Genomic DNA, 24,996 nt, shown 5'->3' with positions numbered 1-24,996 from the left:
ATAATTTCAGGATATGAAAACTAGGATCTAGGAACTCAACTCTATTTCCCCTATATTAGAATGACTTTATAAGAAAGAATTCCAATGAGCTAAGGAGCGAGCGCAATGACAAAAAGGACCAAGCCAGAAATTTTGGCTCAACAAACTGTCGCTCAATCAAAACTATTCTCTATCGAGTCTCTCGATTTACGCTTTTCCAACGGTGTAGAGCGTACCTACGAACGCATGAAGCCCAGCGGTCGCAACGCAGTAATGATGGTTCCGATTACTGAACACGGCGATATTCTGTTGGTGCGTGAATACGCTGCGGGTACTGAACGCTATGAACTCGGCTTCCCAAAAGGACTGATTGATCCCGGCGAACAACCAAATGAAGCCGCGGTTCGTGAACTAAAAGAAGAGATTGGCTTTGGCGCTAATAAACTCACGCCTTTAAAAGAAGTGATTCTCGCCCCTTCTTATTTCTCTAGCAAAATGACGCTGTTTATCGCAGAAGAACTCTATCCAGAGAAGCTAGAAGGTGATGAGCCAGAGCCACTAGACATTGTCCGCTGGCCACTTGCTCAAGCCGAAGAACTGTTAACGCATCTCGACTTCTGTGAGGCTCGCAGTATTACAGCTCTACTATTAGCCCTTCGTGTATTAAACAATAATTAGAACATTCAGGCTCGCTCGAAGAGTAAGAGAATATTTATGCCGATAACAAAAGATTTGTCTCACCTCCTCCCTCCAGTCATTGAGATCGCACGATCGGCTGGACAGCTCATCTTAGAGATCTATGAGAAAAAAGATTACGAAGAGTTCACCAAGAGTGATGACACTCCGGTCACCAGTGCCGACCTTGCAGCACATAAGCTGATATTAAAAAAACTCAGTGAATTGACGCCTGATATTCCCGTATTATCCGAAGAAGACGCCGACATCAGCCTAGAGCAACGATCTCAATGGGATCGCTACTGGTTGGTTGACCCGCTGGATGGTACGCAGGAGTTCATTGCAAGAAGTGGTGATTTCGCGACAATTATTGCCTTAATTGAGCATAACAAGCCGGTAATGGGCGTCGTGTACGCCCCCGTTTCAGGTGTGAGCTATTACGCTTACAGTGGCAAAGGCGCTTGGAAGATCCCAGATCTTAATGACAGTGTGAAGATTAAGACACACCGCCATGAACTGCCAAACCAATCCATCGCGATGGCGATCAGTCGCCGTCAAGACATCAACCGCATCACTAGTCGTATGAGCTCTGCTTGGAACTACGACTTGGTTCCTCTTGGCTCAGCAGCGCTTAAAGCATGTTTAGTCGCAGAAGGTGCTGTGGATTGTTATCTACGTATTGGACCAACCGGAGAGTGGGATACAGCCGCAACCCAGTGCATTGTTGAAGAAGCCGGAGGCCGAATCCTAAGCACTCAATTAGAGCCGCTCTCTTACAATGAAAGGGATACTCTAGAGAATCCAAACTTCATTGTGCTTGGCGATGCGGACTTACCTTGGGCAGAAATCTTACAAGGTAAAGACTAAACTCGACGGCTTTGATCGTGGTTAACCAATTAAGCAGTTAAGCAGTTAAGCATTCAAACAAAATGGGCACCTCATTGAGGTGCCCATTTTTTATATCTCGTTATTTGATAACCAGCGGATGCTAGCTCAGAAGTCGATACCGAGTTAAAAACGACCTTGGTAAGTAAACTGATATTTACCTTGGCTGTCAGGGTTGCCCAACCACTTAAGCTGGCTCTGCATCGCTGATGGGAATTCTGCGCCTGGCTTAAACCATGCCGCCGAGGTGTAGCTTTGATTTGGCGTTACGCTCGCAGAGAACTCACTGTCCACTTGCTCACTCTTCTGGATGCCTTTAGCTGCAATGGTGTTGTCTTCACAGGTAATATCCGCAATCACAGGGCCGAGGTCTAATGAACCCACTGGCGAGTCGACTGCTGCACCAGACCAAGCAAGCGTACCTTCACCAGATTGGCACCAAGGCTGAACATGAACCGCATGTTTGATCGTCAGTTCAACTTGTCCGGCAATAGACACTGGCACTGGGATAGCCGGCGCATATTTCATCACGTTTCTTGCTGGCATGGATGCGACTAAGTTTTCCGCGTAAGCACCGCTCATGCTATATCCAACACGACCTTTACCGGATAAGTTCATATCGCTGTTACGACCAAAGCGAACCGCAAGCTCGGCTTTGGCTTGGAATAGTTTAGAGAACTGGAAGTCCCACTGCACTGAGCCGTAATTGACACACTGCCACGCAATATTGTTAGCGCGACCTTGCCAAACGGTGCCCTCAACGCCTTCAATGCTTAAACCACGCACAGCGGGCGCATGCTTGAGAGCAAAAGCGGCAGGCAAATGCAGCAACAAGCTTACTGAGAAAAAAACGATAAAAATGACGCTGAATAACAGGCCATATTTGAAAGATAAACCGCGTTTCACATTAACCTCGTTTAAACTGTAGTCGGTTGATCTCAATAACCCCAGGGCTATCAGAACGATCAATATCCATAAACTCAACCTCAACACCCTGCTTTTCTTTCAGGTATGTCAGCCAGTCAACGAACTTATTAAATGGTACAGGCTTAATCCACACTTGCAGCATCTCACCACGTGGTTGTACGCGTATCAGCTCGATGTTAAACCGACGCATAGAAGCAGGCACAGATTGGTTTAAAGGCTGGCTGGCACTGATGCCACCGCTGCCTCGTAGTTCAACGACTTGATTCGCTTTGTCCGTTACCCAAGCAAGAAGCTGCTTCTCACTTTGAATACGACTTTGTGCAAGTTCAGCTCGCTGACTGAGTGGCTGTAATAACCCCCAATAAACGACCCCCAACACCAATAAAACTGAGCAACCAACAACTAATCGTTGCTCTCTTTGACTTATTGAAGTCCACCACGCTTGGAGTGGTTCAATCATATTTCTCATCACTGATCTCCTTACGCAGGTTATTGATGGGGTTTAAGAGTAAAACTGCCAAATACGGCATCGCCATTACGGTTCAATGGCCCTTGCTCAACGACAAACTTCTCTTCGAGTTTCACCCTTGCGGTCTCAAAGTGTTGGAAGTCAGAGCTTTTCGCCTGAAGTCGAACCTCAGAACGGTTACCATCATAACGAATGCTTTCAACTTCGATCGACTTCACTTGTCCTAAGGTTTCAGGCAACAATGCTAGCCAACCGAGTAGGGATTCACCCTCGCCTGAACCACCGTATTTCTTAGCTTCATCATTCATCTGACGCTTAAGGTAGCTTATTGTCGGAATTCGTTGTTTACCTGGCAGCACAGCTCTAAAAATACGTTCACTCTCGGCTCTGTAAGCTTCGGCTTGCGCTTCATACTGCTGAACCTTCAATACTTGTTGAGTCACAATCACGGCCACCAGCAAACAAGCAGCAATCGCCACTTTCTGCCAAACACGCCAATATTTACTGAATGAAGATTTGGTTTTAAAGGTGCCAGTCAGTAAATTCACGCTGCTTGTGATCGCTTGCTGACTCAATAAAGACATCACCAATTCAGCAGGCTTAGCTTGCCACTCCACACCACTTTGTTGTTGAACGTCGTCGCTCGGCATCGCGGTGTAGCTGAAAATTGTCGTCGCTTGCTCTTCCTCACCAGCAACAACCCAGTCACTTTGCAGGAACATAGGTAACCATGCTTCGCTAATCGATACCGCTTGATAGTTACCTTGGCGCAATAACCAATGCTGGTCTATCTGCAACGCACTGATGCCTTGTTCTTCAAAAGGCACGGCTAGTGTATCTGGCAGCACCTTACGGAAGATAATATTGGCTTCGCGAAACAGCTCTAAAGCGTGTTTTAGCCATTCACGATCCACACCACACACGGTAGCGTGACTCGCGTCTTTATCTAAAATAGTCAGATGTAAGTCTTCGATATCTTGTGCCACTTCGTCTTCTAACAAAAACGGCAACATAGAGTCGAACTGGCGAGCAGCACCTTTCGGGATCTCAACACGCTTAATTAAGCATTCATTTCCCGGCAATAAAGCGATACAGCTGCGCTTTTCAGCGTAAGGCGTTAACTCGTCAAGCTGTTCCCAGCTAGACAGTTCGCCACTTGCTATCACTTCTTGTTGGCTTGTCGACCAAACTAACCACTGCACAGGGCTTTGTGGTTCGCTACTCAGTCGAACGGTCAGAAACTCGCTCACTGATTCCTCCAAAACGACGGCGTACTACCGTCACTGTTTCTCGATTACTACTATAGAAAAGCGTCCGTATACGTACACGTGACTGCTCAACTAATACCTCTGCATCTAGCTCAAAATAGGCGCTATCTACAGTTAAATATGCTTTCGCTTTCTTGCTGACTTCGGCACTCACGCCAACAATGGCAGGTTCGGCCATAAATGCGTCGACCGTATCCCAACCATCAAACGGGCGCTTGTCTATCAGCTGTTTGGCATCCGATTCACTTAAGCCTGGAGCAAACATCGCTTCTAATAAAGGCGCCTGTTTTTCCGAGAGTGTATTAACATTCAATCGGAAATCATCGGTGGGTAAAGCGCAAACAAATGGACGAACCTTATTCATCACCTCACCAGTGACCTGATAAACCGCTCGTAACTCGGATTCATCTGCCATTAAACCATTCGCCGCCAGATAAGATGGCTTCATCGCTTCATAGGTGCTGTCTTCTACGCCAGACGAAGAGGTGGTTCGGGTATCACCATCAACAAACTCCCAGCTGGAATTTGCGATAACCTCAGCCTGATAAGGCTCAACGTCTTGGTTTTCCAACAAGGTTTGCCAAACCGTGATTAAATAAGGTGTCTGGTTACTTGAAGTCGTCGTAACCCCAGCCAAGGCATTAAGATTAAAACACGCCTGAGCGTCAACGATTCGACCCTTAACTTGGCCATAATCGAGTGGGTACACTTGCTCTTCTAACGCCCACGGCTGGCTTAAGTTTACGGTATCACTGTCTTTGTAGCTTTGCCTAATGCCGTCTTGCACAAGCGCTTCCACACCAATGCTGTACCAGTAAGCTTGCTGGTAATTCAATTGATTACCAACACGCTTGAATTGAGTAAACAGACGTTCAGACATGCTGCCAGCAATAGTGGCCATGATCGCCAATAGCATCAAAATAATGATCAGCGCGACACCACGTTGTTTACGTCCCAAGGCTGACCTTGTCGCTATACGCTTATTAGTTCGATGAGTCATTATTCCCCTCACTACTGCCTGAAGAGTCATTACTTGAAGCATCATCGGCCTGATCTAGGGTGCCACCTGGAGTGAGATAAACACGTTCTATCTCACCATAGTCTTTCAGTGTCAGCTTGAGCCTCACCGCTTTCGGCAGGGACTTATCGGTTTGCCACTCTTTACCCCAGCGACTCCCGTCATAAAACTCGATTTCAAAGCTTTCGACATCATCAAGCAGAGGAGTAATCACACCTTCTTGGCCTGCAGGCGTATCTGGGTAACGCCACCATACACGCTCAAGTGTTTCTTCTTTGATGCGGTAGCCAACTTTCGTTACTTCTCCGCGAGGAAACTGCTGCTGCGGGTTGTGCCAACCTAGGCGAGTAAACATGATGCCAACACTGTCGGAGTCCAGTAAATACTCTTTCATTAAGATCAGCTTAGATGATGCTTCTTCACCATTGGTACGAAATTTTCGTACCGCCATCTGGCGAAAATCATTATCTAAAATGACTAAGCTACGTTGCAGTTGATTTAAACGAGCACTGCGCTCAATTGAGAGCTCGTTGCTGCGCTGAACCTGATTCACTACCTGATAAGCCGCCATACTTAACGTGGCAAAGATAGCGATCGAGACCAAAACTTCAATTAGGGTAAAGCCTTTACCTTTGGAAGAAAGACCTTGTTTACGCGGCGTAGGCTTATTTGCCGACATGCTTTTATTTAGCGACATGGTCTTAGTTGACCACACGCTCTTAGTTAACCACATAACTTCGCACCGTAACGACTGGAGACGCTTTCTTGCTGGTTGCCGCACTCACATCAAACGCCTTTAATAAATTATCGCTGGTATCGATGGGAGTCACCTTCCAGAACCACTCTCTTCCCGCTAACTCTTGCGTGCCCTGCGCTTTTTTAAGCTTCTCAGGATGCAGCATCACTAAGGCCATTTGATTATCAACGACCATCGCCGCGAAAGTTTTTTCTTCTAGATAGCTGAGCGTATTGATGTGCTGGGTGACGGCACGAATCACACTGATCGCCGCCGTAGCGAAGATAGCGAGCGCAACCAATACTTCAAGCAGAGTCATTCCTCGAGAACCAAGAGGCATACCACGAGAACGAGAACGGTTATTCCTCTTCATCTTCTTCTCCCGGCTCTAGCAATCGAATCACACCATTATCTAACACTCGAATACGCCAGCCATCTTGCACGGTATCACCGGTGTTTGGGTAGAAAGAAAGCGTAAACGGTGTCGTTTCAGCACTCGACAAGATGTAGATCTGTGGTGGCTTTGGCTTCTTTTCCTCTTCCAGATCCGCAAACATATCTTCATCAAATAAGCTTCCCGGATTAAAAAGGCGATCGTCGTCTTCCCACGCGCCGCCACCGAGTGTCAGTGTCAGTGCGAGGTCTTCTGGTAATTCAGTTGAAGAGGGGATCTTTTCGAACTCAGTTTCTTGCCAACCATCAGACTTCAAAGTCATCAAAACGTAAGTCGATTTCTTTTCATCAACACGAACACCAAAATCTAAACCACTCAAAATAGCCTCTTCATTGAGTAGCTGAATTCGCTGATAAAAGCTTTGAGCGTATTTTTTGGCAACATCTTTGCTGTTGGTAGGAATGGTCGAAATCACCGCGACCGCCGTTAGTGACAGTAGTACCAACACCAAGAGAATCTCAATCAAGGTGAAACCTGGCTGTGTTTGCTTAGTTTTCACCTTGTAGACTCCATCTGTTTACGTCCTACCATCAATAACGTATCAAGCTCAATAACTTATCAACCAACAGGAACGAATCAAGCAACAAGCCGAAGCTTATTGGAAATCCTGCATGTTCCAGTTACCGATATCCGCAGCGATACCTTCACCGCCTTCTTGACCATCAGCGCCAAGAGTGAAGATATCAATCGTACCGTTGTCACCAGGGCTTAGGTATTGGTACTCATTGCCCCAAGGGTCGTTTGGTAGACGCTTGATGTAGCCGCCGTCACGGTAGTTACGAGGCTCTGGGCTGCTTGGCTTTGTCACCAACCCGTCAAGGCCTTGATCCGTTGTTGGGTAAACGCTGTTATCCAACTTATACATATCTAACGCGTTTTCTAGCGCCACGATATCAGTAATGGCTTTTTGTTGATCCGCTTTCTCTTTGTTGCCCAAAAGGTTAGGTACAACAAAGCTTGCTAAAACACCAAGGATAACGACAACAACCATGACTTCCAATAGAGTAAAGCCTGACTGTTTTTTCATTTTATTTTTCATTATTTTCTCCAAATTACAGATAGCGAGTTAAGGGAAATGATGTCCTTCTTCTCGATAATCCAAAAACTAACGTCTGATGAGCAGTACGTTAACCACTCATTAAATTGTTCATTTCAAGCATTGGCATCAGCGTCGCCATCACGATAAACAGCACTAAGCCTGCCATCAACGCGATAAGGGCTGGGGTAAAAATACCTAGGGCGATATTAACCGTCGACTCAAAGCTTTGGTCTTGGTTGTCTGCCGCTCTTGTCAGCATCTGTTCCAACTGACCACTCTGCTCACCACTGGCGATCATATGCAGCATCATCGGTGGAAAAAGTTTGGTTTGATCCAACGCTTTACGTAGGCTCGCGCCTTCTCGAACACTGTCTGAAGCCTGTAATACTTGCTGTTTCACATGGTGATTCGACATGACATCAACCGCGACCTTCATCCCTTCGAGGATTGGAATCGCACTCGATGTACAGATAGAAAGTGTGCGTGCAAAACGAGAGGTATTGATCCCTTTCGCTATCTTGCCGATAAGCGGGATACTCAATAGTTTGCGATCCCAACTCATACGAACGCCCGGCTTTTTCAGCGCGGTCTTCACAACAACAATCACACCAAGGGTCAACAACAGTAATTGGATACCCCAATTCTGAATAAATTCACTCGATGCTAATAAAAATTGTGTCGATTGAGGAAGCTCTTGTCCCATTTGGATAATAGGCTCAACGATCTTAGGCACTACCGTAGCCAGTAGGAACGACACAATCGTCACCGCAAACACCACCAGCACGATTGGGTAGATCATCGCTTGCAGCAGCTTAGAGCGCATTTTCTGACGATTCTCAGCGTAGTCAGCCAGTCGTTCCAATACCGCATCTAAGTGGCCAGATTTCTCACCAGCTGCGACCATGGCTCTAAATAGCTCATCGAAGATGTGAGGGAAATCAGACAGACTGTCCGCTAACGAATAACCTTCCGTCACCTTAGAGCGAACTGCCAACAACATCGTTCGAATACGTGGCTTTTCAGATTGCTCGGCTACAGCCTTCAAACACTCTTCTAGCGGCATACCAGATTGAACGAGCGTTGATATCTGACGAGTAATTAAAGCCAAATCAGGTGTACTAATACCGCGTTTAAAGCTGGTCGATGGTTGAGCACCTTTTGCTGTCTTTGCTTTAGCCTCGGTCATCTCAACTGGCATCAAGCCAAGTTCTTTTATTCTTTGGCGAGCCTGACGAGCATTATCTGCTTCAATCGAGCCTTTTTTACTTTTGCCTTTGGCATCCAATGCTTTGTATTCAAATGCCGCCATACTAGACTTCCTTGGTCACGCGCATCACTTCTTCTAGGGACGTTACCCCTTTCAGAACTTTGCTCAAGCCATCATCGCGAATACTTGGGGTTGTGCCACGAATTGCCTTCTCAATCGCCTGCTCACCCGCTTCACTGTGAATCAGCTCTTGTACTGAGTCATCAATCATCAGCAGCTCATGAATACCCGTACGACCTCGATAACCCTTGTGGCCACACTCTTCACAACCTTTGGCATGGTAAAGCGTCAGGCTTTCTTTCTTCTTCAACCCAAACAGTTTCTTCTGCTCTTTATCGGCTTCATAAGGTTCTTTACATTCGTTACATAAAGTACGAACCAGGCGCTGAGCCAAAACACCCAGCAGTGAAGAAGAGATCAAGAAAGGTTCAATGCCCATATCACGCAGACGTGTAATCGCACCGACTGCAGTATTGGTATGCAGAGTCGACATAACTAAGTGACCTGTCAAAGAGGCTTGGACAGCGATCTCTGCGGTTTCCAAATCACGGATCTCACCAATCATAACCACATCAGGATCTTGACGAAGAATGGCACGTAAACCACGCGCAAAGGTCATATCAACCTTAGGGTTCACTTGTGTTTGACCAATGCCATCGATATCAAATTCGATCGGGTCTTCAACGGTTAAAATGTTTCGTTCATTGCTGTTGAGTTCTTGCAGGCCTGCGTACAGGGTCGTCGATTTACCTGAACCTGTCGGGCCGGTCACCAAGATAATGCCGTGTGGGCGCTGAATCAGCTTACGGAAGTTTTCATGGTTTTCTGCTGTCATACCTAAACTGTGCAAGTCTAGACGAGTGGCGTTTTTGTCCAACAGACGCATTACCACACGCTCACCGTGCGAAGAAGGCATGGTTGAAACACGAACATCAACCGCTCGGCCACCGATACGCAGAGAGATACGACCATCTTGTGGCACGCGTTTTTCCGCAATGTCCAATTTAGCCATAACCTTGACACGCGAAACCAATAACGGAGCCAGTTTACGGCTTGGCGCTAAAACATCACGCAGCACACCATCAACACGGAAACGGATACAAAGTGACTTTTCAAAGGTTTCGATGTGTATATCCGAAGCACCCTCTTTGATCGCCTCACCCAGCATCGCATTGATTAACTTGATAATTGGCGCGTCGTCTTCTGATTCAAGTAAGTCTTCGTCTTGAGGCAGCTCTTCCGCTAGTGAGAAAAAATCATCACTATCAGCACCAATGTCTTCCATGAGCTGACGAGCTTCTGACGAGTCACGCTGATAAGCATCGGTCAGTTTTTTATCAAACTCATCGAGAGTAATCGCTTGTGGCGTAAAACCATTTTTCACCACTCGACTCACTTCAATGATCGCCGCCGATTTCAGTGGCTCAACATAATAAAGTATCGGTGCGCGCTCTGGATGTTGATACTCCAACACCATCTTATAGCGATTCGCAAAGCTAAACGGCAAGCGCTGATAAGTACGTGCCGCCCCTACCAATTCAGCCATTATTCTTGTTCCATTTGATCGATGAAGGCTTGAATTTCAGCCGGGTGATTCATGTCGGCACCAAATTTAGGCAATACAGGGATGTTATCGTCTGCCATTAATTTCAGTCCTTGCTCAGCCTTATACAACTGCTCAGCACGGATGAAGTTGTATTTACGCTGGGTGATACCATCGGCTGTCATACCATCACGAATAATGGTTGGTTTGATGAAGACCATTAGGTTCTTTTTCTCAACCTGAGTACTGGTTGATTTGAACAGGTGTCCAAGCACTGGGATATCACCCAAGAACGGCACCTTCGATTCACTTTCCAATGCGCGTTCATCAATCAAACCACCAAGCACCAGCATTTGACCATCTTGAACAATCACTGACGTATTTAACTGACGCTTAGCAAAACGAACATCAACCGCGCCGTTTGCACCTAATACGTTCGATACTTCTTGTTCTATTTGCAGTTGAACCGAATCACCTTCATTGATTTGCGGCACCACTTTTAGCTTGATACCCACTTCTTTACGTTCAACCGTTTGGAATGGGTTGTCGTTACTTGAACCTGCGGTCGAGCCAGTTAAAACAGGCACCTCTTCGCCCACAATGAACGACGCTTCGCCGTTATCCATCACGGTGATACTTGGAGAAGATAGGATATTTGAATTTGAATCGGTCGCTACTGCACTGATCAAGGCGGTCCAGTCGCCCATTACCACGCTCATTGCCGCGCCATTAACACCAGAAAGAGCAGAAGCTAACGTTGAGTAGTCACCCTTTTCGGTGGTCGTCTCATTACGTTGGAAATTACCATCAGAGTCATAAACCGCGGTGGTCGTTTCAGTGTCTTTCGCTTCTTCTAAACCAACCATTACGCCACCGATTGACGCACCAGTGTTACCATACTGAATCACCGCACCAGTATCAAGGTTACCCCATTGCACACCAAGGTTAATACCGTCACCTTCTGCCATCTCGACAATTAGGGCTTCAATCAATACTTGAGCACGACGAATATCCAACTGTGCGATCACATCTTGAAGCGCATTCATGATGTCTGGCTGTGCGGTAATCACTAAAGAGTTGGTATCACTGTGAGCTGAGATCATCACTTGATTGCGCTGCGATGAACTGCCTTTAGTTGAAGTTTGCTTCTCTGATTGTAGGTTATCCGACACGCCTTTCAGCACATCAACTAAATCTTCTGCTTTTGCGTATTTAAGGTAAATAACTTGGTTATTGCCCTTGGTTGCCATTTCAACATCAAGCTGTTCAATCAGCCTTCTTAAACGGCTACGTACCTTAGGGTCACCTGAGATAAGAATCGCATTAGTACGCTCATCAGCAACTAATTTAGGTTGTAGGAAGGCAGGTGTATTTTTAGCATCTGTGGTTTTGCTTAACGCATCAACGATACGTACCATTTCTGCCGCAGAAGCATTCTTTAGCTCAACGACTTCAATCTCTTTATCACCTGCTTGGTCAACGCGCTTGATGATTTCAGCTAAACGGTTTACTACCGCCGCTCGGCCTGTAATAAGGATGATGTTAGCTGGGTCGTAGTGCACAACGTTACCCGCGCCTGCATTGTCGTTTAGTTGACGAAGCAGAGGAGAAAGTTCACGCACCGAGACATTACGAACCGTCACAACACGTGTCACCACATTGTCGCCTTTGATCGTGTCACTGTCTCCAACGACTGGAATTGCCGATGTTTTCGAATCTTTGGCCTTGATGATCTTAAGAACACCTGAGTCCATTTCGACAACCGCGTAGCCATACACTTCCAATACGTTTAGGAAGAAGCTGTAATATTGCTCTTCATTGAGTACGTCGTAGCTGCGTACATCGATTTTTCCGCGCACCGAAGGGTCAACGATGATCGTCTTCTCTAGGTTACGACCAACAATATTAATAAACTCTTGAATATCAGTGCCTTTAAAGCTGGCACTAAAATCACTCGCGATGGCTGCGGGTGTGCAGATTAAGCTTCCTGCCAATAACCATGCACTTTTCTTAAACCAATGCTTCACGTACTTCTCCTACACTTTCGTCCTTCGTTAGACGCAAAGTTTTAAAATTCAATAAACACTTCATGTTGTTGACCATCTCTCTCGACGACGAGGTTTAGCTCTGTCAGCTCTGAGATAGAACGGAATATGTTGCCCATAGCAGCAGGGTCTGTCAGGTCTTGTCCATTTAACTGAGTGGCAATATCTCCGTTTTGGAGCCCAACAGAGTTAAAAAGTTCTGAATCTTTGCCAGGGCTCACACGATAACCAATCACTTTATCGTCGCGTTTCACCTGAGACAGTCGAACATATTGGAAGATTTGTTGAGGATCTTTCATTATCTTCGCTTTAATTTCATCAAGCTTCTCTTCTGCAGAAGCGGGGTTGTTGCCACGCACAGAAGAAGAGGTACGAGGTGGCGCAGGCTCTGATACAGACAAACGCTTGTACTCAATACCTTCAAGCATCAGGGTTTCGTCTCGCCCAGAGTTATCGATGATCACACGATCGACTAATACGGCCTTGAGCTTAGCTCTAGTGCCTTCAATCTCTTCGTTAATTCCGTAAGTCGCTTGTGTGCCGCGATTGGCAATCACAGCCAAGCTCAGTTTTGGATTAGAACTGGCTACTGCACCCACTAAAACGAGGTTCAGTCGCGTCTTTGGCGCATCTTGGATAACTTGCTGTTCAACCACAGCAGGCGTGGTTGGGTTATAAGCACCAAACATATTGCTCTGCTGCAAAGAAGAGATATCAAGAGTCGATTGAGGCGTTGAAGACGAGGAAGCCGTTGCTGCCCATGGCACCACGGTTTGCTCAGCAGGTTCAATAAACCATGCAAGCTGTCCTAAAATCCATGCGGAAGCTGCGATCAACACACAACAAAGAACAAGGCTCAGTTTCTGCTGGAGTAAAAATCCATTCTCTAAAAATCGGCTCAGCACCGGAGAGTTATCCATGCGAAGTTTGAGCTCTAAAAAGTTCACGTTCCCTAACCCTTTCTATAACGAATAAAGCTGTAACCTACTAAACTATCAGCTTTTTTGTTCATAAATTCTGTTCCTGCTTATTAAAAGCATAAGATCCTGAACTATATCATAGCAAATCTATAAATCGGCATTACCTGAGCTATTTTGTAATCTTCCTTGAAAAAAAAGCCAATCGCCTCCACATAAGCTTCTACTAAATGTGATAAGCGTCATCAAATAAAATAAGTTGCATACTGTGAATAACAGTTAAACCGCATTCATTTCTAACTGAAAAGGCACTGTCCTATATGAAAACGACTAATGAAGCTGTCAGACTCGATAAATGGTTGTGGGCAGCACGCTTTTATAAAACTCGTTCAATTGCTCGCAACATGGTCGATGGTGGCAAAGTCCACTATAATGGTCAGCGCAGCAAACCCAGCAAAATCGTAGAACTTGGGGCAGTGATTACCCTGCGCCAAGGGAATGAAGAAAAGACGGTCACCATAGAGAAAATATCCGCACACCGTGGCGGGGCGCCAGTCGCTCAAACCCTCTATGAAGAAACCACCGAAAGCTTGGCAAAAAGAGAAGAGTTTGCACAACAACGCAAACTGAATGCTCATAGTCCAGCACCAGAACGTCGCCCAGATAAAAAGCAACGTCGTGACATCATTAAGTTCAAGACTCAATAAGCTAGAAGGAATAGCCAAATGGCAGACCCAATGTCTACAAGTAATGTTTTAAATCGCTACCTATTTGAAGACCTATCAGTACGTGGTGAATTGGTACAGATGGACGAAGCATACCAACAGATTATTTCTAGCAAGGAATACCCAGCGCCAGTACAAAAGCTGTTGGGTGAGCTACTGGTTTCAACGACGCTGCTAACGGCGACTCTAAAGTTTGAAGGTTCTATCACGATGCAACTGCAAGGTGATGGTCCAGTATCTCTCGCTGTTATTAATGGCGATAACGATCAGAAGATTCGTGGTGTTGCGCGCTTTGACGGTGATATTGCTGACGACGCTGGCCTGCACGACCTTATAGGTAAAGGCCACCTAGTGATCACTATCGATCCTAAAAAAGGTGAGCGTTACCAAGGTATCGTTGGTCTTGAAGGCGAAACACTTGCTGACGTTCTTGAAGGTTACTTTGCTAACTCAGAACAGCTAAAGACTCGTCTATGGCTACGTACGGGTGAACATGAAGGCAAAGCACACGCTGCGGGTATGTTGCTGCAGGTTATGCCAGACGGCACTGGTACGCCAGATGACTTCGAGCACCTAGAGCAGTTAACTGACACGGTTAAAAACGAAGAACTATTCTCTCTAGAAGCGAATGATTTGTTATACCGCCTATATAACCAAGAGAAGGTTCAGGTATTTACCCCTCAACCGGTTGAGTTCTTCTGTGGTTGTTCTCGTGAACGCAGTGGTGCCGCTATCATTACCGTTGCTCAAGAGGAGATCTACGACATCCTGAGTACGGAAGGTAGTGTTGCTCTTCACTGTGATTACTGTGGCACAAACTACTCGTTCGATAAGGGCGACGTTGATGCACTGTACGCAGAAGCAGCAGATAAAGGCGACAATACGGTTCATTAATTTACAGCGTACCAAAAACACGTAATTTACCCCAAAAAGGTCAGCACTAAGCTGGCCTTTTTTGTGATCAAAATAGCGCAAAGCCCGTAACATCTCGTAATAAAATCACCGCTTAATTTTAATTAATTAATAATGTTCTCGCCCCTAGCGCAAAGGTTTGCGTACAGGATAGACTAGTCGGGCCAATATGTGACGAGACGCTTAAAACCTCACGGTTAATATGGATATTTTTTGAGCTGTATCCCTGTTTCCCCCGAGCCTCGTTGCTAGCATGGTGAGCAGATAACAATAAAAAATTAATACAAAATCCCTACAAAATATCCTACAAGGAGCACCTATGACCGTTATGGAACATACTAAGGCTGCACAAATTGATCTAACTAAGCACGGACTGACTGGCGTTACTGAAGTTCTTCGTAATCCTAGCTACGAGCAGTTATTCGTTGAAGAAACACTGCCAGGTTTGGAAGGCTACGAAAAAGGCGTAGTAACGGAACTAGGCTCTGTTGCGGTTGACACTGGTATCTTTACTGGCCGCTCACCAAAAGATAAGTACATTGTTAAAGATGACACTACGCGCGATACCATGTGGTGGTCAGATCAAGGCAAAAATGACAACAAACCGATTACAACTGAAGTATGGAGTGAGCTGAAAGAGCTTGTGACAACTCAGCTATCTGGCAAGCGCCTGTTTGTCATCGACGGTTATTGTGGTGCTAACCCAGATACGCGTCTAAGTGTGCGTATTATCACTGAAGTAGCGTGGCAAGCGCACTTCGTTAAGAACATGTTCATTCGTCCAACTGACGAAGAGCTAGCAACGTTCGAACCTGATTTCGTGGTAATGAACGGTGCTAAAACAACGAACCCTAACTGGGAAAAGCAGGGTCTAAACTCTGAAAACTTCGTTGCTTTCAACCTAACAGAGCGCGTTCAAATCATCGGTGGTACCTGGTACGGCGGTGAGATGAAGAAAGGCATGTTCGCAATGATGAACTACCTGCTTCCTCTGCAAGGCATTGCTTCAATGCACTGTAGTGCAAACGTTGGCGAAGAAGGCGACGTAGCTGTATTCTTCGGCCTATCAGGTACCGGTAAAACAACCCTATCAACCGATCCTAAGCGTGAGCTAATCGGTGATGATGAGCACGGTTGGGATGACGATGGTATCTTCAACTTCGAAGGTGGTTGTTACGCGAAGACGATTCGTCTATCTAAAGAAGCAGAACCAGAAATCTACAATGCAATCCGTCGCGATGCTCTGCTAGAAAACGTAACGGTTCGTAGTGATGGTTCTATCGATTTCGATGACGGTTCAAAAACAGAGAACACTCGTGTTTCTTACCCGATTCACCACATTGACAACATTGTTAAGCCAGTATCAAAAGCAGGTCACGCTCAAAAAGTTATCTTCCTAACAGCGGATGCGTTTGGTGTGCTACCACCAGTATCTAAGCTAACTCCGGAGCAAACTAAGTACCACTTCCTATCTGGCTTCACAGCTAAGCTAGCAGGTACAGAGCGCGGTATTACTGAACCAACACCAACGTTCTCTGCGGCATTTGGTGCGGCATTCTTAACTCTTCACCCAACTCAGTACGCTGAAGTGCTTGTGAAGCGTATGGAAGCGGCTGGCGCTGAAGCTTACCTAGTGAACACAGGTTGGAATGGCACAGGCAAACGTATCTCAATCCAAGATACTCGTGGCATCATCGACGCTATCCTAGATGGCTCAATCGACCAAGCTGAAACTAAGGTTATCCCTATGTTTAACCTAGAAGTACCGCTAGCGTTGCACGATGTTGACCCAGCAATTCTTGACCCACGTGATACTTACACTGACCCACTACAATGGGAAAGCAAAGCGAAAGATCTAGCAGAGCGCTTCATCAACAACTTTGATAAGTACACAGACAATGCTGAAGGTAAGTCACTGGTTGCGGCAGGTCCTCAACTAGACTAACCCAACATCTGCTCGGGCTTAGCCAAAAGCGAACGCCCAATTTAAAATGATATTTTTGTAGCAAGCCCCTCTTTTGAGGGGCTTTTTTGTTGCTGCTTGCCCCTTTTTGTTCCACTCTGTTTTGAGACTATTGAAATTTAAGGCTTTCAGGGAATGAAAAAGGTATTCATGGTGATTGGCATTGTGGTGGCCATCATCGTTGCGACTATCGCAGCGTTGTTATTAAGCCTACAAACTCAATACCGATCGGATGTTGCTAACTTTTTTATCAAGCATACGCTTGAACAACCTGTACTCATTGAAGACGTTGAGTATCAGGCGCCTTATCACATCACCTTGATGGGCATTACCCAAAGCCAACCTGATAAACAAAAACCTCTCTATATCGACAAGATCGATCTTTGGTTCAGTCCCAGCTCGATTACAGAAGCTAAACTGGTCTTGGACTCCGTCTTGATCAGTGGCCTACAGTTGGAAATAAGCGATCTAGAGGCATTCACGCCGTTATTCACCCAACCAAACATCAAGCTCCACCAGCTAGCCATCAATAATCTCGACTTTTCGACCCCAGACTTTAATGCGCGAGGCATCGACCTCCAGATCTCCGATCCAACGTGGGATGACAACAACACATTGCTGCCTTATGGCAAAATCCAACTCTCAGCCACGCAGCTGTATTGGCAAGGAGAAGCCTTTGATAACCTGTTGTTTGACCTAGACTTAAAACCTAGCGATAGCACGATTTATGGCGCTTCATTTGACTGGCGCGGTGCCAAGATTTCAGGACAAGCAGAGCAGTATCAGCAAGATTGGTCATTGGTGAATGTGACCGTTGATGGCTTACGACTCAATCAGAAACAGGCCCAAAGCCTACTAAGCAAAGAGTGGGATGTAGCCGGTATTCAGATCAATCACATCAATAGCTTAGATATTCTGCGCAGCGACGTGGAATGGCAAGATGGTCACCTCGCAGCTTTTGATGCCTCACTAGAAAATATCCAACTGCCTTTTGAGCTGTGGAAGCAACAGAAAGCCATTTTCTCTCTGCAAGCAGAGGGAGTGACCATTGATGATGACATGTTCATAGAGCCAAGTATCAAGCTCAATTTAGATCCGAACCAGATTCTGATTGAAGACTTCTATACTCAATTCTTACAAGGCAGTATTCAACTTAATGGCGAAGTAACCCCTAGTAGCATTCAATTAGCGCAGCTCGACCTGCAAGGCATAAAGTGGATTACGGAAAGCCAAGATAAAGTTCTACCATCCGCTCGCCTATTGCCTTGGCTGACACAGCTTCAGCAAGCCTCTATTGACCGACTTAATATAGAACGTAGCCAACTTATCCAACTCGCAAAAAAACCTTACTGGCAGGTCTCAGGGCTGCATGTCGAAGGACATCAGGTTCAACTGCTGCAACAGAGAAAGTTAGGACTGTGGCAAGGCAAGTTGATGGTTAGCGCCAACGATGCAAGCTATCAAAATATTGTCAGTGTTCAGCCCGTGGTTGAAATGAATAGCGAACAAGGGAAATGGACGCTGACACGCCTGTTTATGCCACTAAAGCACGGCTATATTGAAGCCAACGCAACACTCGACTTCAACCAAATCAGTAAGCCATGGAGCTTAGATATCTCTGCCGATGGATTACCCATAGCACCCATGCTGCAGCAACTCGAATTACCGCTCGATGCAACCGGCTATGGTGAGTTTGAACTTCAAGCCGCAGGCTTGTATGGCGATTCTTTGATGCTCGGTTACTCAACCACTGGGCAACTCACTGGCAGTGTTCGCCAAGGTGTGATGACCTTTAACGATAAGCTTTCTGAAACATCGACTGATAACGTGTTTGAAATCCCAGAGCTTAATGCGAATTTTGACCGTGGTCGCTTCACTCTCGAACCAATGCACATTATTGGTGCATCCTCAGCAGAGCAAGGTACACAAAGAGTTCAAACGCTCAACGGTGAGGTCTCTGGAGAGCTCGATTTGCTAGAAACTAGCAAACACACTCTATCCATTTCGTTATCGGACCCATGCCATCAAATCTCAGGAAAGCTCACCCAAGCTGAGTATTCCGAGATTAACGACTGCCAACAAAAAAGCGCCACTCCACAGGAGTAGCGCCTTGTATCTTTAATCTTTATCTGTATCTGTATCTGTATCTGTATCTGTATCTGTTAGCCAGTGTCAGCTATAAGCTTACGTTGGAGTCTGTTGATAATCGCTTTTTGTAGTCAGGGATCAGCATATAGGTTCCCGTAAACTCAACCGCTTCCACATCGCCACTGTTAATGGTCACATGAATGATGATGCGAGCTTTTCTGCCAGACGCGAGGCGATCTAAATCGCCACTGATCCCATCCAATGACGTAGATGCGACTGGGTTTTGCTCGACTGGGTGACGATAACGAATATTACTGTCTGCCAGTACGATATCACCGGTCAGCCCACGTTCTTTCATCAGTAACCAAGTCATTCCCCAACCCGTTAGAGTCGCCAAGGTAAAAGCTGAGCCAGCAAACATGGTGTTATGAGGGTTAAGGTTGGGATTCAACTGAGCGCTACACTCAAACTGATAACCCGTGTATTGGTTGATCTTGATGCCCATTTTGTCACTGATCGGGATCTGATTTTCCCAACGCTGCTGAAGCTCATTACACCATTCTGGTTTGCGCAGTACATCAGCCATTGGATCAAGAGGTTTCACCATCTGTTGGTGACGCACAGGGCCACGCTGGTCATTAATTTCACCACGACGTTCAAACTCATTCTTCTCATAGAATGAGATCGCATCTTCACGTGCATTACACACCAAACGCTTCGCCCCTTCTTGACGTGCCAGTGACTCTAGCGCAACCAAGATGAGTGAGCCCATGCCTTTACTTTGGCGAGATTTCTTCACCGCCATATAGCGAATCTGCCCCTCTAGATCTGGGGTGATATAGAGACGACCAATCGCCATCGGGCGACCTCGACCATCGACAATCATGCGATGGTGACTCATGGCATCGTATTCATCGCGCTCTGAACCTACCGGCATTCGCCAAGGTTCACGGAGCATCTGCCAGCGAAAATGGTAATACTTGTTCAATTGATTTTCGGTGGTCGGTGTTATGAGTTTAAACATGCTTATTCCTTTAAGCCTAAACCTGCAGCCAGAATGTTACTGGGCCATCATTAACCAAAGACACTTTCATGTCGGCTGCGAATCGGCCACGTTCCGTTAGCAACACTGATTCACACTGGTCAGAGAAATAGTTGTAAAGACGCTCTGCATCTTCTGGGTGAGCACCACGAGAAAATCCTGCTCGTGTGCCTTTTTTGGTATCAGCTGGCAGAGTGAATTGAGAAACCACTAATACCTTACCTTCTACCTGCTTTACATTGAGATTCATTTTATCGTCTTCATCTCCAAAGACACGATAAGTGGTCACTCGTTCCATCAAACGTTTGGCTTTGGCTTCGTCATCACCTTTTTCTACGCCTAACAGAACCAATAAGCCTTGCTCAATCTCACCCACTACTTCGCCATCAACACGGACGGCAGCTTCACTTACTCTCTGGATCAGTGCTATCACTGTTGTTTCCTTGCTCTGTGATTTTTTCTTTATCCGACGAGTGTACCATTTCTTGAGAGTCACTCCACTGTTCCTGCTCGCCCAACGCGGCCGTCACCTCAGCACCCACCAACACAATCAACCAGCACAAATACACCCAGACAAAAAGAATAGGAATCGCCGCTAATGCGCCATAAATCAATTGGTAAGAAGGGAATTGAGTAATATAAGCCGCGAAGCCTTTCTTACTGAGTTCGAACAACAGAGCCGCAACCAGAGAGCCCGCTGCCGCATGAGAAAAGTGTATCTTTTTGTTGGGAACCAACAGATACAGACCGAAAAACGCAAAGAATGAGGTAATCAAAGGGAGCTTGCGAATCACGGTATTAAAGGCACTCGACACGACTTCGTTTTGTAACAAGTTCAATGATGTCACATACGACGTTGCAGCAATGCTCGCCCCAATCAAAATAGGTCCAAGCGTTAGCACCATCCAATACATTGAAAAGGACAACACAGCCCGACGCTTTTCTGTTACTCGCCAGATGTAGTTAAGGTTCTTATCGATGTTGGAGATCAACATCAATGCCGCAATGAATAAGAATACACTGCCCACCGCTGTCATTTTACCGGTATTGGCAACGAACTCGAGTAGAGCACCATGCACCGCATCTCCAGATGCTGGAACAAAATTGGTAATAACGAAGTTTTGAATCACTAGGCCAACATCAGCAAAGACTGAAAATGACGATAAGATAGAGAGCAAAACCGTCAACATCGGTACGATCGAGAGCAAAGTAATGTACGCCAAGTAACCCGCATTCACATTGACCCTATCGTGCGTCATTCGCGCCAAAAGATAGCGGGAAAACTGAATGCTCCCTGTGACTGCGTTTTTTATCTTCAACTTGTAACTCCCTGGTAACTCGTTCATAGTCCTAATTAATATTCCGTTGTATTAATCACGGTAAGTAAGGGTTCAAAAATAGCGTAGGAAAAAGGCTTGAGAACAAGGCAGCTTTTTTTGATAAGTAGTTATTCTACAATCAAAAATTCTAACGCTGTTATCGAGCATTTTAACAAGCTAGGTTGAGCAGTTATTTACTACGATTGATATTATTTAACTATAGGAAACTAGGATGCCTTATTTAATAGTTATAGTCCTCTCTATTTTTACTCTTACTGGATGCCAATCAGCTTATTACTCCGCCATGGAGCAAGTGGGTTACCACAAGCGTGACATTATGGTCGATAGAGTGGAAGACGCTAAAGAGTCGCAGCAGGATGCTCAGGAAGAGTTTACTAGCGCACTTGAAGCCTTGAGTAGCCTGACGAATTTCAGTGGCGGCGACCTTGAAGACATGTACAACCAAATCAACGATAAATACCAAGACAGCGAGAAAGCCGCACAAAATGTCAGTGATCGCATTGCTGCGATTGAAGACGTGTCAGATGCGCTGTTTGCAGAGTGGCAGAGCGAATTAGACCTCTACACCAGTGCTTCACTGCGCCGTTCGAGTGAACAAAAACTGCGAGAAACCCAATCGTCTTACAAGACCATGCTTTCAGCAATGAAACGCGCTGAGAAGAAAATGGACCCGGTACTCAACACCCTTCGCGACAATACGCTTTATCTAAAGCATAACCTCAATGCGAGTGCTGTCGGTTCGTTGCAGGGCGAATTTATGAGCTTAGAAAAAGACATCGCCTACGCGATAGAACAGATGAATGCTGCAATAGCAGAATCGGATAAGTTCCTAGCTCAACTGAACCAGAAGTAGCGCTACAGATAAAGAACACGATGCAACCTATCATTATTACTGGCGGCCCCGGAGCCGGGAAGACAACACTGATTAATGCCTTGGGTGACATGGGTTACCCAACCTTCGCTGAGTCCTCTCGCCAGTTAATAGAACAGCAGAGCCAACTTGAGAACGGTATCTTACCTTGGTTCGACCTACCGGGCTTTGCTCGCCTGTGTCTCACTGTCATGAATGAGCAAAAGGAACAGGCCAACCAGCATCCGGTTGCGTTTCTCGATCGCGCCATTCCAGATATCTGCGGTTACTTAACTCAGGCGAACCTTAAGATTGACGAAGTCTACCGAGAAGCTAGCCAAGGCTATCACTCACAAGCCTTGTTCTGTCGCCCTGAGGCATCGATTTACGTACAAGATGATGTGAGGCCTTATCCGTTTGAAGAGGCATTAGAGATTCACCACGCGTTAGTCAGAGTCTATCAAGAGCTTGGGTATGAGATTATCGAGGTGCCATTTATGTCAGTCGAAGAGCGGGCTCTATTTGTTAAAAGCCACCTTGGTATCAAAAGCTAGATCCCCACTCGATCGCTCCTCCCTCTTGAGAATGACGACTCGATGAATAGAGATGAAACACGCTCTTCGTATCTCACATCTCGTTTACTCGTATCTACTCCAACACCACATAAAACAAAAGCCCCGAGCAGCTAGGCTACTCGGGGCTTTCTTACTTATTCTAAAACGTATTGCTTGATAGCTAGAAGCTAGTCAGCTGGCAATTAAGCCTTAGCTGGACGTGCTGCACGCTTACGGTCGTTTTCAGTAAGAAGTTTCTTACGGATACGTACGTTTAGTGGCGTTACTTCTACTAGTTCATCTTCATCGATAAACTCAAGAGCTTGCTCTAGAGTGTGCTTGATCGGTGGAGAAAGAACTTGTGCTTCATCAGTACCAGATGCACGAACGTTCGTTAGTTGCTTACCTTTCAGACAGTTTACTGTCAGGTCGTTTGAACGGTTGTGAATACCGATTACTTGACCTTCATAAACTTCATCAGCGTGCTCTGTGAATAGACGACCACGAGCTTGAAGGAAGAACAATGCGTAAGTCAGTGCTTTACCCGTTGCGTTCGAAATTAGAACACCGTTGTTACGCTGACCAATGATACCGCCTTTGTAAGGACCGTAGTGATCGAACGAGTGGTAAATAAGACCAGAACCAGACGTCATTGTAAGGAATTCAGTTTGGAAACCGATAAGACCACGAGAAGGCATCATGAAGTCCATGCGAACACGGCCTTTACCATCTGGTGCCATATCTGTTAGCTCACCCTTACGTAGACCGATGCTTTCCATGATCGCACCTTGGTGCTCTTCAACTACATCGATAGTAACCGTTTCGAACGGTTCCATTTTCTGACCATCTTCTTCTTTGATGATTACTTCTGGACGAGATACTGCTAGCTCGAAACCTTCACGACGCATGTTTTCGATCAGGATAGAAAGGTGAAGCTCACCACGGCCTGATACGCGGAAACGGTCTGGACTTTCAGTTTCTTCAACACGTAGTGCAACGTTATGAACCAATTCTTTTTCAAGACGCTCAAGGATGTTACGTGAAGTTACAAACTTACCTTCTTTACCCGCGAACGGAGAAGTGTTTACTTGGAAAGTCATTGTTACTGTTGGTTCATCAACAGACAGTGGTTCCATTGCTTCAACATTGTTTACGTCACAGATAGTGTCTGAAATTTTCAGTTCACCAAGACCTGTGATTGCAATGATGTCGCCAGCGTTAGCTTGTTCTACTTCGTGACGCTCAAGACCTAGGTAACCAAGTACAGTACCTACTTTACCGTTACGTTTTTTGCCTTCAGCATTCACGATAGTTACTTGTTGGTTTGGCTTAACAGAACCACGAGTAACACGAGCAACACCGATAACACCTACGTAAGAGCTGTAATCAAGTTGCGAAATTTGCATTTGAAGTGGACCTTCAAGGTCAACTGCAGGTGCTTCTACTGTATCAACAACAGCTTGGAACAATGGTTCCATGTCTGTGCCAACTTCGCCTTCTTCCATTGTTGCCCAACCGTTTAGAGCTGAAGCGTAAACAACAGTAAAGTCTAGTTGCTCATCAGTCGCGCCTAGGTTGTCGAACAAGTCAAATACTTGGTCCATAACCCAATCAGGACGAGCACCAGGACGGTCAATCTTGTTGATAACAACGATTGGCTTAAGGCCGTGTGCGAAAGCTTTTTGCGTTACGAAACGAGTTTGAGGCATTGGGCCATCAACTGCATCAACGATCAGAAGAACTGAATCAACCATAGACATGATACGTTCAACTTCACCACCGAAGTCCGCGTGTCCAGGGGTATCTACGATGTTGATACGGTAATCATTCCAGTCAATTGCTGTGTTCTTAGCAAGGATTGTAATGCCACGCTCTTTTTCGATGTCATTCGAATCCATGACACGCTCTTCAGCTTCACCACGAGACTCAAGAGTGCCTGACTGTTGTAGTAGTTTATCAACCAAAGTCGTTTTACCGTGGTCAACGTGCGCGATGATCGCGATATTTCTTAACTTATCAATCTGTGGAGTAGACATGGATTCTCGATTCACTCATAAAAGGTAGCCGTCAATTATCTCAAAAGTTTGGATAATAACCGCTAGCTTGATTTAAAAAACGGTCAATAATATACCAGATTTTAGACAAAAACCCAGAAATATGTGATCTCAACCAAGGCTTTTTTCTTTATTAGCGATTCATATCCGCTTAACTTTGATTCAGTACAGTATCTAACAGCCTAATTCGTAGGATTCTAAAAAAGCATCAGCCGCAAGATAGACAGCCAAATCTCCGGCAAAATA

General features: G+C 45.8%; 24 protein-coding genes. 8 read left to right on the top strand and 16 right to left on the bottom strand.

The features are described from left to right. The first annotated feature begins 105 nt into the window (after positions 1 to 105). Together nudE and cysQ are read left to right on the top strand one after the other, a co-directional pair. Complete coding sequence (gene nudE, locus OCU90_RS00540; RefSeq protein ID WP_017109204.1) at positions 106 to 657, top strand: ADP compounds hydrolase NudE; 552 nt, start codon at positions 106 to 108, stop codon at positions 655 to 657. A 36-nt stretch (positions 658 to 693) separates the two neighbouring features. Next, positions 694 to 1,521 (top strand): 3'(2'),5'-bisphosphate nucleotidase CysQ, encoded by an 828-nt coding sequence (cysQ, locus tag OCU90_RS00535; RefSeq protein ID WP_017109205.1) that lies wholly within the window; start codon positions 694 to 696, stop codon positions 1,519 to 1,521. A gap of 144 nt (positions 1,522 to 1,665) precedes the next feature. On the opposite strand, the gene OCU90_RS00530 is transcribed toward cysQ, so the two are convergent. The 12 genes from OCU90_RS00530 to gspC all read right to left on the bottom strand — a co-directional run bounded on the left by OCU90_RS00530 (position 1,666) and on the right by gspC (position 13,225). Then, positions 1,666 to 2,445: a type II secretion system protein N gene (locus tag OCU90_RS00530; protein ID WP_061023691.1), complete on the bottom strand. Its 780-nt coding sequence runs from the start codon at positions 2,443 to 2,445 to the stop codon at positions 1,666 to 1,668. A 1-nt stretch (position 2,446) separates the two neighbouring features. Next, positions 2,447 to 2,935, bottom strand: a complete 489-nt coding sequence (locus OCU90_RS00525; RefSeq protein ID WP_017086954.1) for a type II secretion system protein M — start codon at positions 2,933 to 2,935, stop codon at positions 2,447 to 2,449. 20 nt (positions 2,936 to 2,955) lie between these two features. Beyond that, positions 2,956 to 4,185, bottom strand: a complete 1,230-nt coding sequence (gspL, locus tag OCU90_RS00520; RefSeq protein ID WP_061023689.1) for a type II secretion system protein GspL — start codon at positions 4,183 to 4,185, stop codon at positions 2,956 to 2,958. Then, positions 4,154 to 5,203 carry a type II secretion system minor pseudopilin GspK gene (gene gspK / locus OCU90_RS00515; RefSeq protein ID WP_061023687.1) on the bottom strand — a complete coding sequence of 350 codons (1,050 nt, stop codon included), beginning with the start codon at positions 5,201 to 5,203 and terminating at the stop codon, positions 4,154 to 4,156. The genes gspL and gspK overlap by 32 nt, the downstream gene beginning before the upstream one ends. Next, positions 5,187 to 5,954, bottom strand: coding sequence for a type II secretion system minor pseudopilin GspJ (gspJ, locus tag OCU90_RS00510; RefSeq protein ID WP_061023684.1), 768 nt, complete (start codon positions 5,952 to 5,954; stop codon positions 5,187 to 5,189). Before gspJ ends, gspK begins: the two co-directional genes overlap by 17 nt. Further along, positions 5,941 to 6,330 carry a type II secretion system minor pseudopilin GspI gene (gene gspI / locus OCU90_RS00505; RefSeq protein WP_017107888.1) on the bottom strand — a complete coding sequence of 130 codons (390 nt, stop codon included), beginning with the start codon at positions 6,328 to 6,330 and terminating at the stop codon, positions 5,941 to 5,943. Before gspI ends, gspJ begins: the two co-directional genes overlap by 14 nt. Beyond that, positions 6,317 to 6,910, bottom strand: coding sequence for a type II secretion system minor pseudopilin GspH (gene gspH, locus OCU90_RS00500; RefSeq protein ID WP_061023683.1), 594 nt, complete (start codon positions 6,908 to 6,910; stop codon positions 6,317 to 6,319). The genes gspI and gspH overlap by 14 nt, the downstream gene beginning before the upstream one ends. 96 nt (positions 6,911 to 7,006) lie before the next feature. After that, positions 7,007 to 7,450, bottom strand: coding sequence for a type II secretion system major pseudopilin GspG (gene gspG, locus OCU90_RS00495; protein ID WP_004735601.1), 444 nt, complete (start codon positions 7,448 to 7,450; stop codon positions 7,007 to 7,009). Positions 7,451 to 7,538: 88 nt separating this feature from the next. Further along, on the bottom strand, positions 7,539 to 8,759 hold the full coding sequence (gene gspF / locus OCU90_RS00490) for a type II secretion system inner membrane protein GspF (RefSeq protein ID WP_061023680.1): 1,221 nt from the start codon (positions 8,757 to 8,759) through the stop codon (positions 7,539 to 7,541). Position 8,760: 1 nt separating this feature from the next. After that, positions 8,761 to 10,263 (bottom strand): type II secretion system ATPase GspE, encoded by a 1,503-nt coding sequence (gene gspE / locus OCU90_RS00485; RefSeq protein ID WP_017070112.1) that lies wholly within the window; start codon positions 10,261 to 10,263, stop codon positions 8,761 to 8,763. Beyond that, entirely contained in the window at positions 10,263 to 12,287 is a 2,025-nt protein-coding gene (gspD, locus tag OCU90_RS00480) for a type II secretion system secretin GspD (RefSeq protein ID WP_061023678.1), read from the bottom strand. Before gspD ends, gspE begins: the two co-directional genes overlap by 1 nt. Positions 12,288 to 12,328: 41 nt before the next feature. Continuing rightward, on the bottom strand, positions 12,329 to 13,225 hold the full coding sequence (gene gspC, locus OCU90_RS00475) for a type II secretion system protein GspC (RefSeq protein ID WP_054542067.1): 897 nt from the start codon (positions 13,223 to 13,225) through the stop codon (positions 12,329 to 12,331). Between the two features lie 317 nt (positions 13,226 to 13,542). On the opposite strand from gspC, the gene hslR reads away from it, so the two are divergent. The 4 genes from hslR to OCU90_RS00455 all read left to right on the top strand — a co-directional run bounded on the left by hslR (position 13,543) and on the right by OCU90_RS00455 (position 18,928). Further along, positions 13,543 to 13,929, top strand: a complete 387-nt coding sequence (hslR, locus tag OCU90_RS00470; RefSeq protein ID WP_004735595.1) for a ribosome-associated heat shock protein Hsp15 — start codon at positions 13,543 to 13,545, stop codon at positions 13,927 to 13,929. Positions 13,930 to 13,947: 18 nt separating this feature from the next. Next, a complete protein-coding gene (gene hslO / locus OCU90_RS00465; RefSeq protein WP_017090219.1) occupies positions 13,948 to 14,841 on the top strand; it encodes an Hsp33 family molecular chaperone HslO in 894 nt (297 codons plus the stop codon). 337 nt (positions 14,842 to 15,178) lie between these two features. Beyond that, on the top strand, positions 15,179 to 16,804 hold the full coding sequence (gene pckA / locus OCU90_RS00460) for a phosphoenolpyruvate carboxykinase (ATP) (RefSeq protein ID WP_061023676.1): 1,626 nt from the start codon (positions 15,179 to 15,181) through the stop codon (positions 16,802 to 16,804). A 153-nt stretch (positions 16,805 to 16,957) separates the two neighbouring features. Further along, on the top strand, positions 16,958 to 18,928 hold the full coding sequence (locus tag OCU90_RS00455; RefSeq protein WP_061023672.1) for an AsmA family protein: 1,971 nt from the start codon (positions 16,958 to 16,960) through the stop codon (positions 18,926 to 18,928). Between the two features lie 70 nt (positions 18,929 to 18,998). Here the strand turns inward: OCU90_RS00455 and OCU90_RS00450 are convergent, their stop codons facing one another. The 3 genes from OCU90_RS00450 to OCU90_RS00440 are packed head-to-tail and all read right to left on the bottom strand — an operon-like array spanning position 18,999 to position 21,298. After that, on the bottom strand, positions 18,999 to 19,934 hold the full coding sequence (locus tag OCU90_RS00450; protein WP_061023670.1) for a bifunctional GNAT family N-acetyltransferase/hotdog fold thioesterase: 936 nt from the start codon (positions 19,932 to 19,934) through the stop codon (positions 18,999 to 19,001). Positions 19,935 to 19,950: 16 nt separating this feature from the next. Further along, positions 19,951 to 20,385, bottom strand: coding sequence for a D-aminoacyl-tRNA deacylase (gene dtd, locus OCU90_RS00445; RefSeq protein ID WP_061023667.1), 435 nt, complete (start codon positions 20,383 to 20,385; stop codon positions 19,951 to 19,953). Further along, the gene (locus OCU90_RS00440) at positions 20,357 to 21,298 is read right to left on the bottom strand and encodes a virulence factor BrkB family protein (protein ID WP_017086963.1); all 942 of its coding nucleotides are present in this window, start codon (positions 21,296 to 21,298) and stop codon (positions 20,357 to 20,359) included. The genes dtd and OCU90_RS00440 overlap by 29 nt, the downstream gene beginning before the upstream one ends. A 205-nt stretch (positions 21,299 to 21,503) precedes the next feature. Between OCU90_RS00440 and OCU90_RS00435 the strand changes: the two genes are divergently transcribed. After that, on the top strand, positions 21,504 to 22,145 hold the full coding sequence (locus tag OCU90_RS00435) for a DUF2959 domain-containing protein (protein ID WP_017079335.1): 642 nt from the start codon (positions 21,504 to 21,506) through the stop codon (positions 22,143 to 22,145). Between the two features lie 20 nt (positions 22,146 to 22,165). Then, on the top strand, positions 22,166 to 22,696 hold the full coding sequence (locus OCU90_RS00430) for an AAA family ATPase (protein ID WP_061023665.1): 531 nt from the start codon (positions 22,166 to 22,168) through the stop codon (positions 22,694 to 22,696). A gap of 203 nt (positions 22,697 to 22,899) precedes the next feature. Here the strand turns inward: OCU90_RS00430 and typA are convergent, their stop codons facing one another. Further along, positions 22,900 to 24,732, bottom strand: a complete 1,833-nt coding sequence (gene typA / locus OCU90_RS00425) for a translational GTPase TypA (protein ID WP_004735586.1) — start codon at positions 24,730 to 24,732, stop codon at positions 22,900 to 22,902. Positions 24,733 to 24,996: the final 264 nt, after the last annotated feature.

The sequence above is a fragment of the Vibrio splendidus genome, from assembly GCF_024347615.1.
Taxonomy (GTDB): domain Bacteria; phylum Pseudomonadota; class Gammaproteobacteria; order Enterobacterales; family Vibrionaceae; genus Vibrio; species Vibrio splendidus.
The sequence above is the reverse complement of the archived record's forward strand: the minus strand, read 5'-3'. Positions and strand labels throughout refer to the sequence as shown.

What these genes read in the sequence shown, in the direction of transcription:
- nudE (WP_017109204.1), top strand. Translation starts at nt 106, where the DNA reads ATGACAAAAAGGACCAAGCCAGAAATTTTGGCTCAACAAACTGTCGCT.
- cysQ (WP_017109205.1), top strand. Translation starts at nt 694, where the DNA reads ATGCCGATAACAAAAGATTTGTCTCACCTCCTCCCTCCAGTCATTGAG.
- OCU90_RS00525 (WP_017086954.1), bottom strand. Translation starts at nt 2,935, where the DNA reads ATGAGAAATATGATTGAACCACTCCAAGCGTGGTGGACTTCAATAAGT.
- gspK (WP_061023687.1), bottom strand. Translation starts at nt 5,203, where the DNA reads ATGACTCATCGAACTAATAAGCGTATAGCGACAAGGTCAGCCTTGGGA.
- gspJ (WP_061023684.1), bottom strand. Translation starts at nt 5,954, where the DNA reads ATGTGGTTAACTAAGAGCGTGTGGTCAACTAAGACCATGTCGCTAAAT.
- gspI (WP_017107888.1), bottom strand. Translation starts at nt 6,330, where the DNA reads ATGAAGAGGAATAACCGTTCTCGTTCTCGTGGTATGCCTCTTGGTTCT.
- gspG (WP_004735601.1), bottom strand. Translation starts at nt 7,450, where the DNA reads ATGAAAAATAAAATGAAAAAACAGTCAGGCTTTACTCTATTGGAAGTC.
- gspF (WP_061023680.1), bottom strand. Translation starts at nt 8,759, where the DNA reads ATGGCGGCATTTGAATACAAAGCATTGGATGCCAAAGGCAAAAGTAAA.
- gspE (WP_017070112.1), bottom strand. Translation starts at nt 10,263, where the DNA reads ATGGCTGAATTGGTAGGGGCGGCACGTACTTATCAGCGCTTGCCGTTT.
- gspC (WP_054542067.1), bottom strand. Translation starts at nt 13,225, where the DNA reads ATGGATAACTCTCCGGTGCTGAGCCGATTTTTAGAGAATGGATTTTTA.
- hslR (WP_004735595.1), top strand. Translation starts at nt 13,543, where the DNA reads ATGAAAACGACTAATGAAGCTGTCAGACTCGATAAATGGTTGTGGGCA.
- hslO (WP_017090219.1), top strand. Translation starts at nt 13,948, where the DNA reads ATGGCAGACCCAATGTCTACAAGTAATGTTTTAAATCGCTACCTATTT.
- pckA (WP_061023676.1), top strand. Translation starts at nt 15,179, where the DNA reads ATGACCGTTATGGAACATACTAAGGCTGCACAAATTGATCTAACTAAG.
- OCU90_RS00455 (WP_061023672.1), top strand. Translation starts at nt 16,958, where the DNA reads ATGAAAAAGGTATTCATGGTGATTGGCATTGTGGTGGCCATCATCGTT.
- OCU90_RS00450 (WP_061023670.1), bottom strand. Translation starts at nt 19,934, where the DNA reads ATGTTTAAACTCATAACACCGACCACCGAAAATCAATTGAACAAGTAT.
- OCU90_RS00440 (WP_017086963.1), bottom strand. Translation starts at nt 21,298, where the DNA reads ATGAACGAGTTACCAGGGAGTTACAAGTTGAAGATAAAAAACGCAGTC.
- OCU90_RS00435 (WP_017079335.1), top strand. Translation starts at nt 21,504, where the DNA reads ATGCCTTATTTAATAGTTATAGTCCTCTCTATTTTTACTCTTACTGGA.
- OCU90_RS00430 (WP_061023665.1), top strand. Translation starts at nt 22,166, where the DNA reads ATGCAACCTATCATTATTACTGGCGGCCCCGGAGCCGGGAAGACAACA.
- typA (WP_004735586.1), bottom strand. Translation starts at nt 24,732, where the DNA reads ATGTCTACTCCACAGATTGATAAGTTAAGAAATATCGCGATCATCGCG.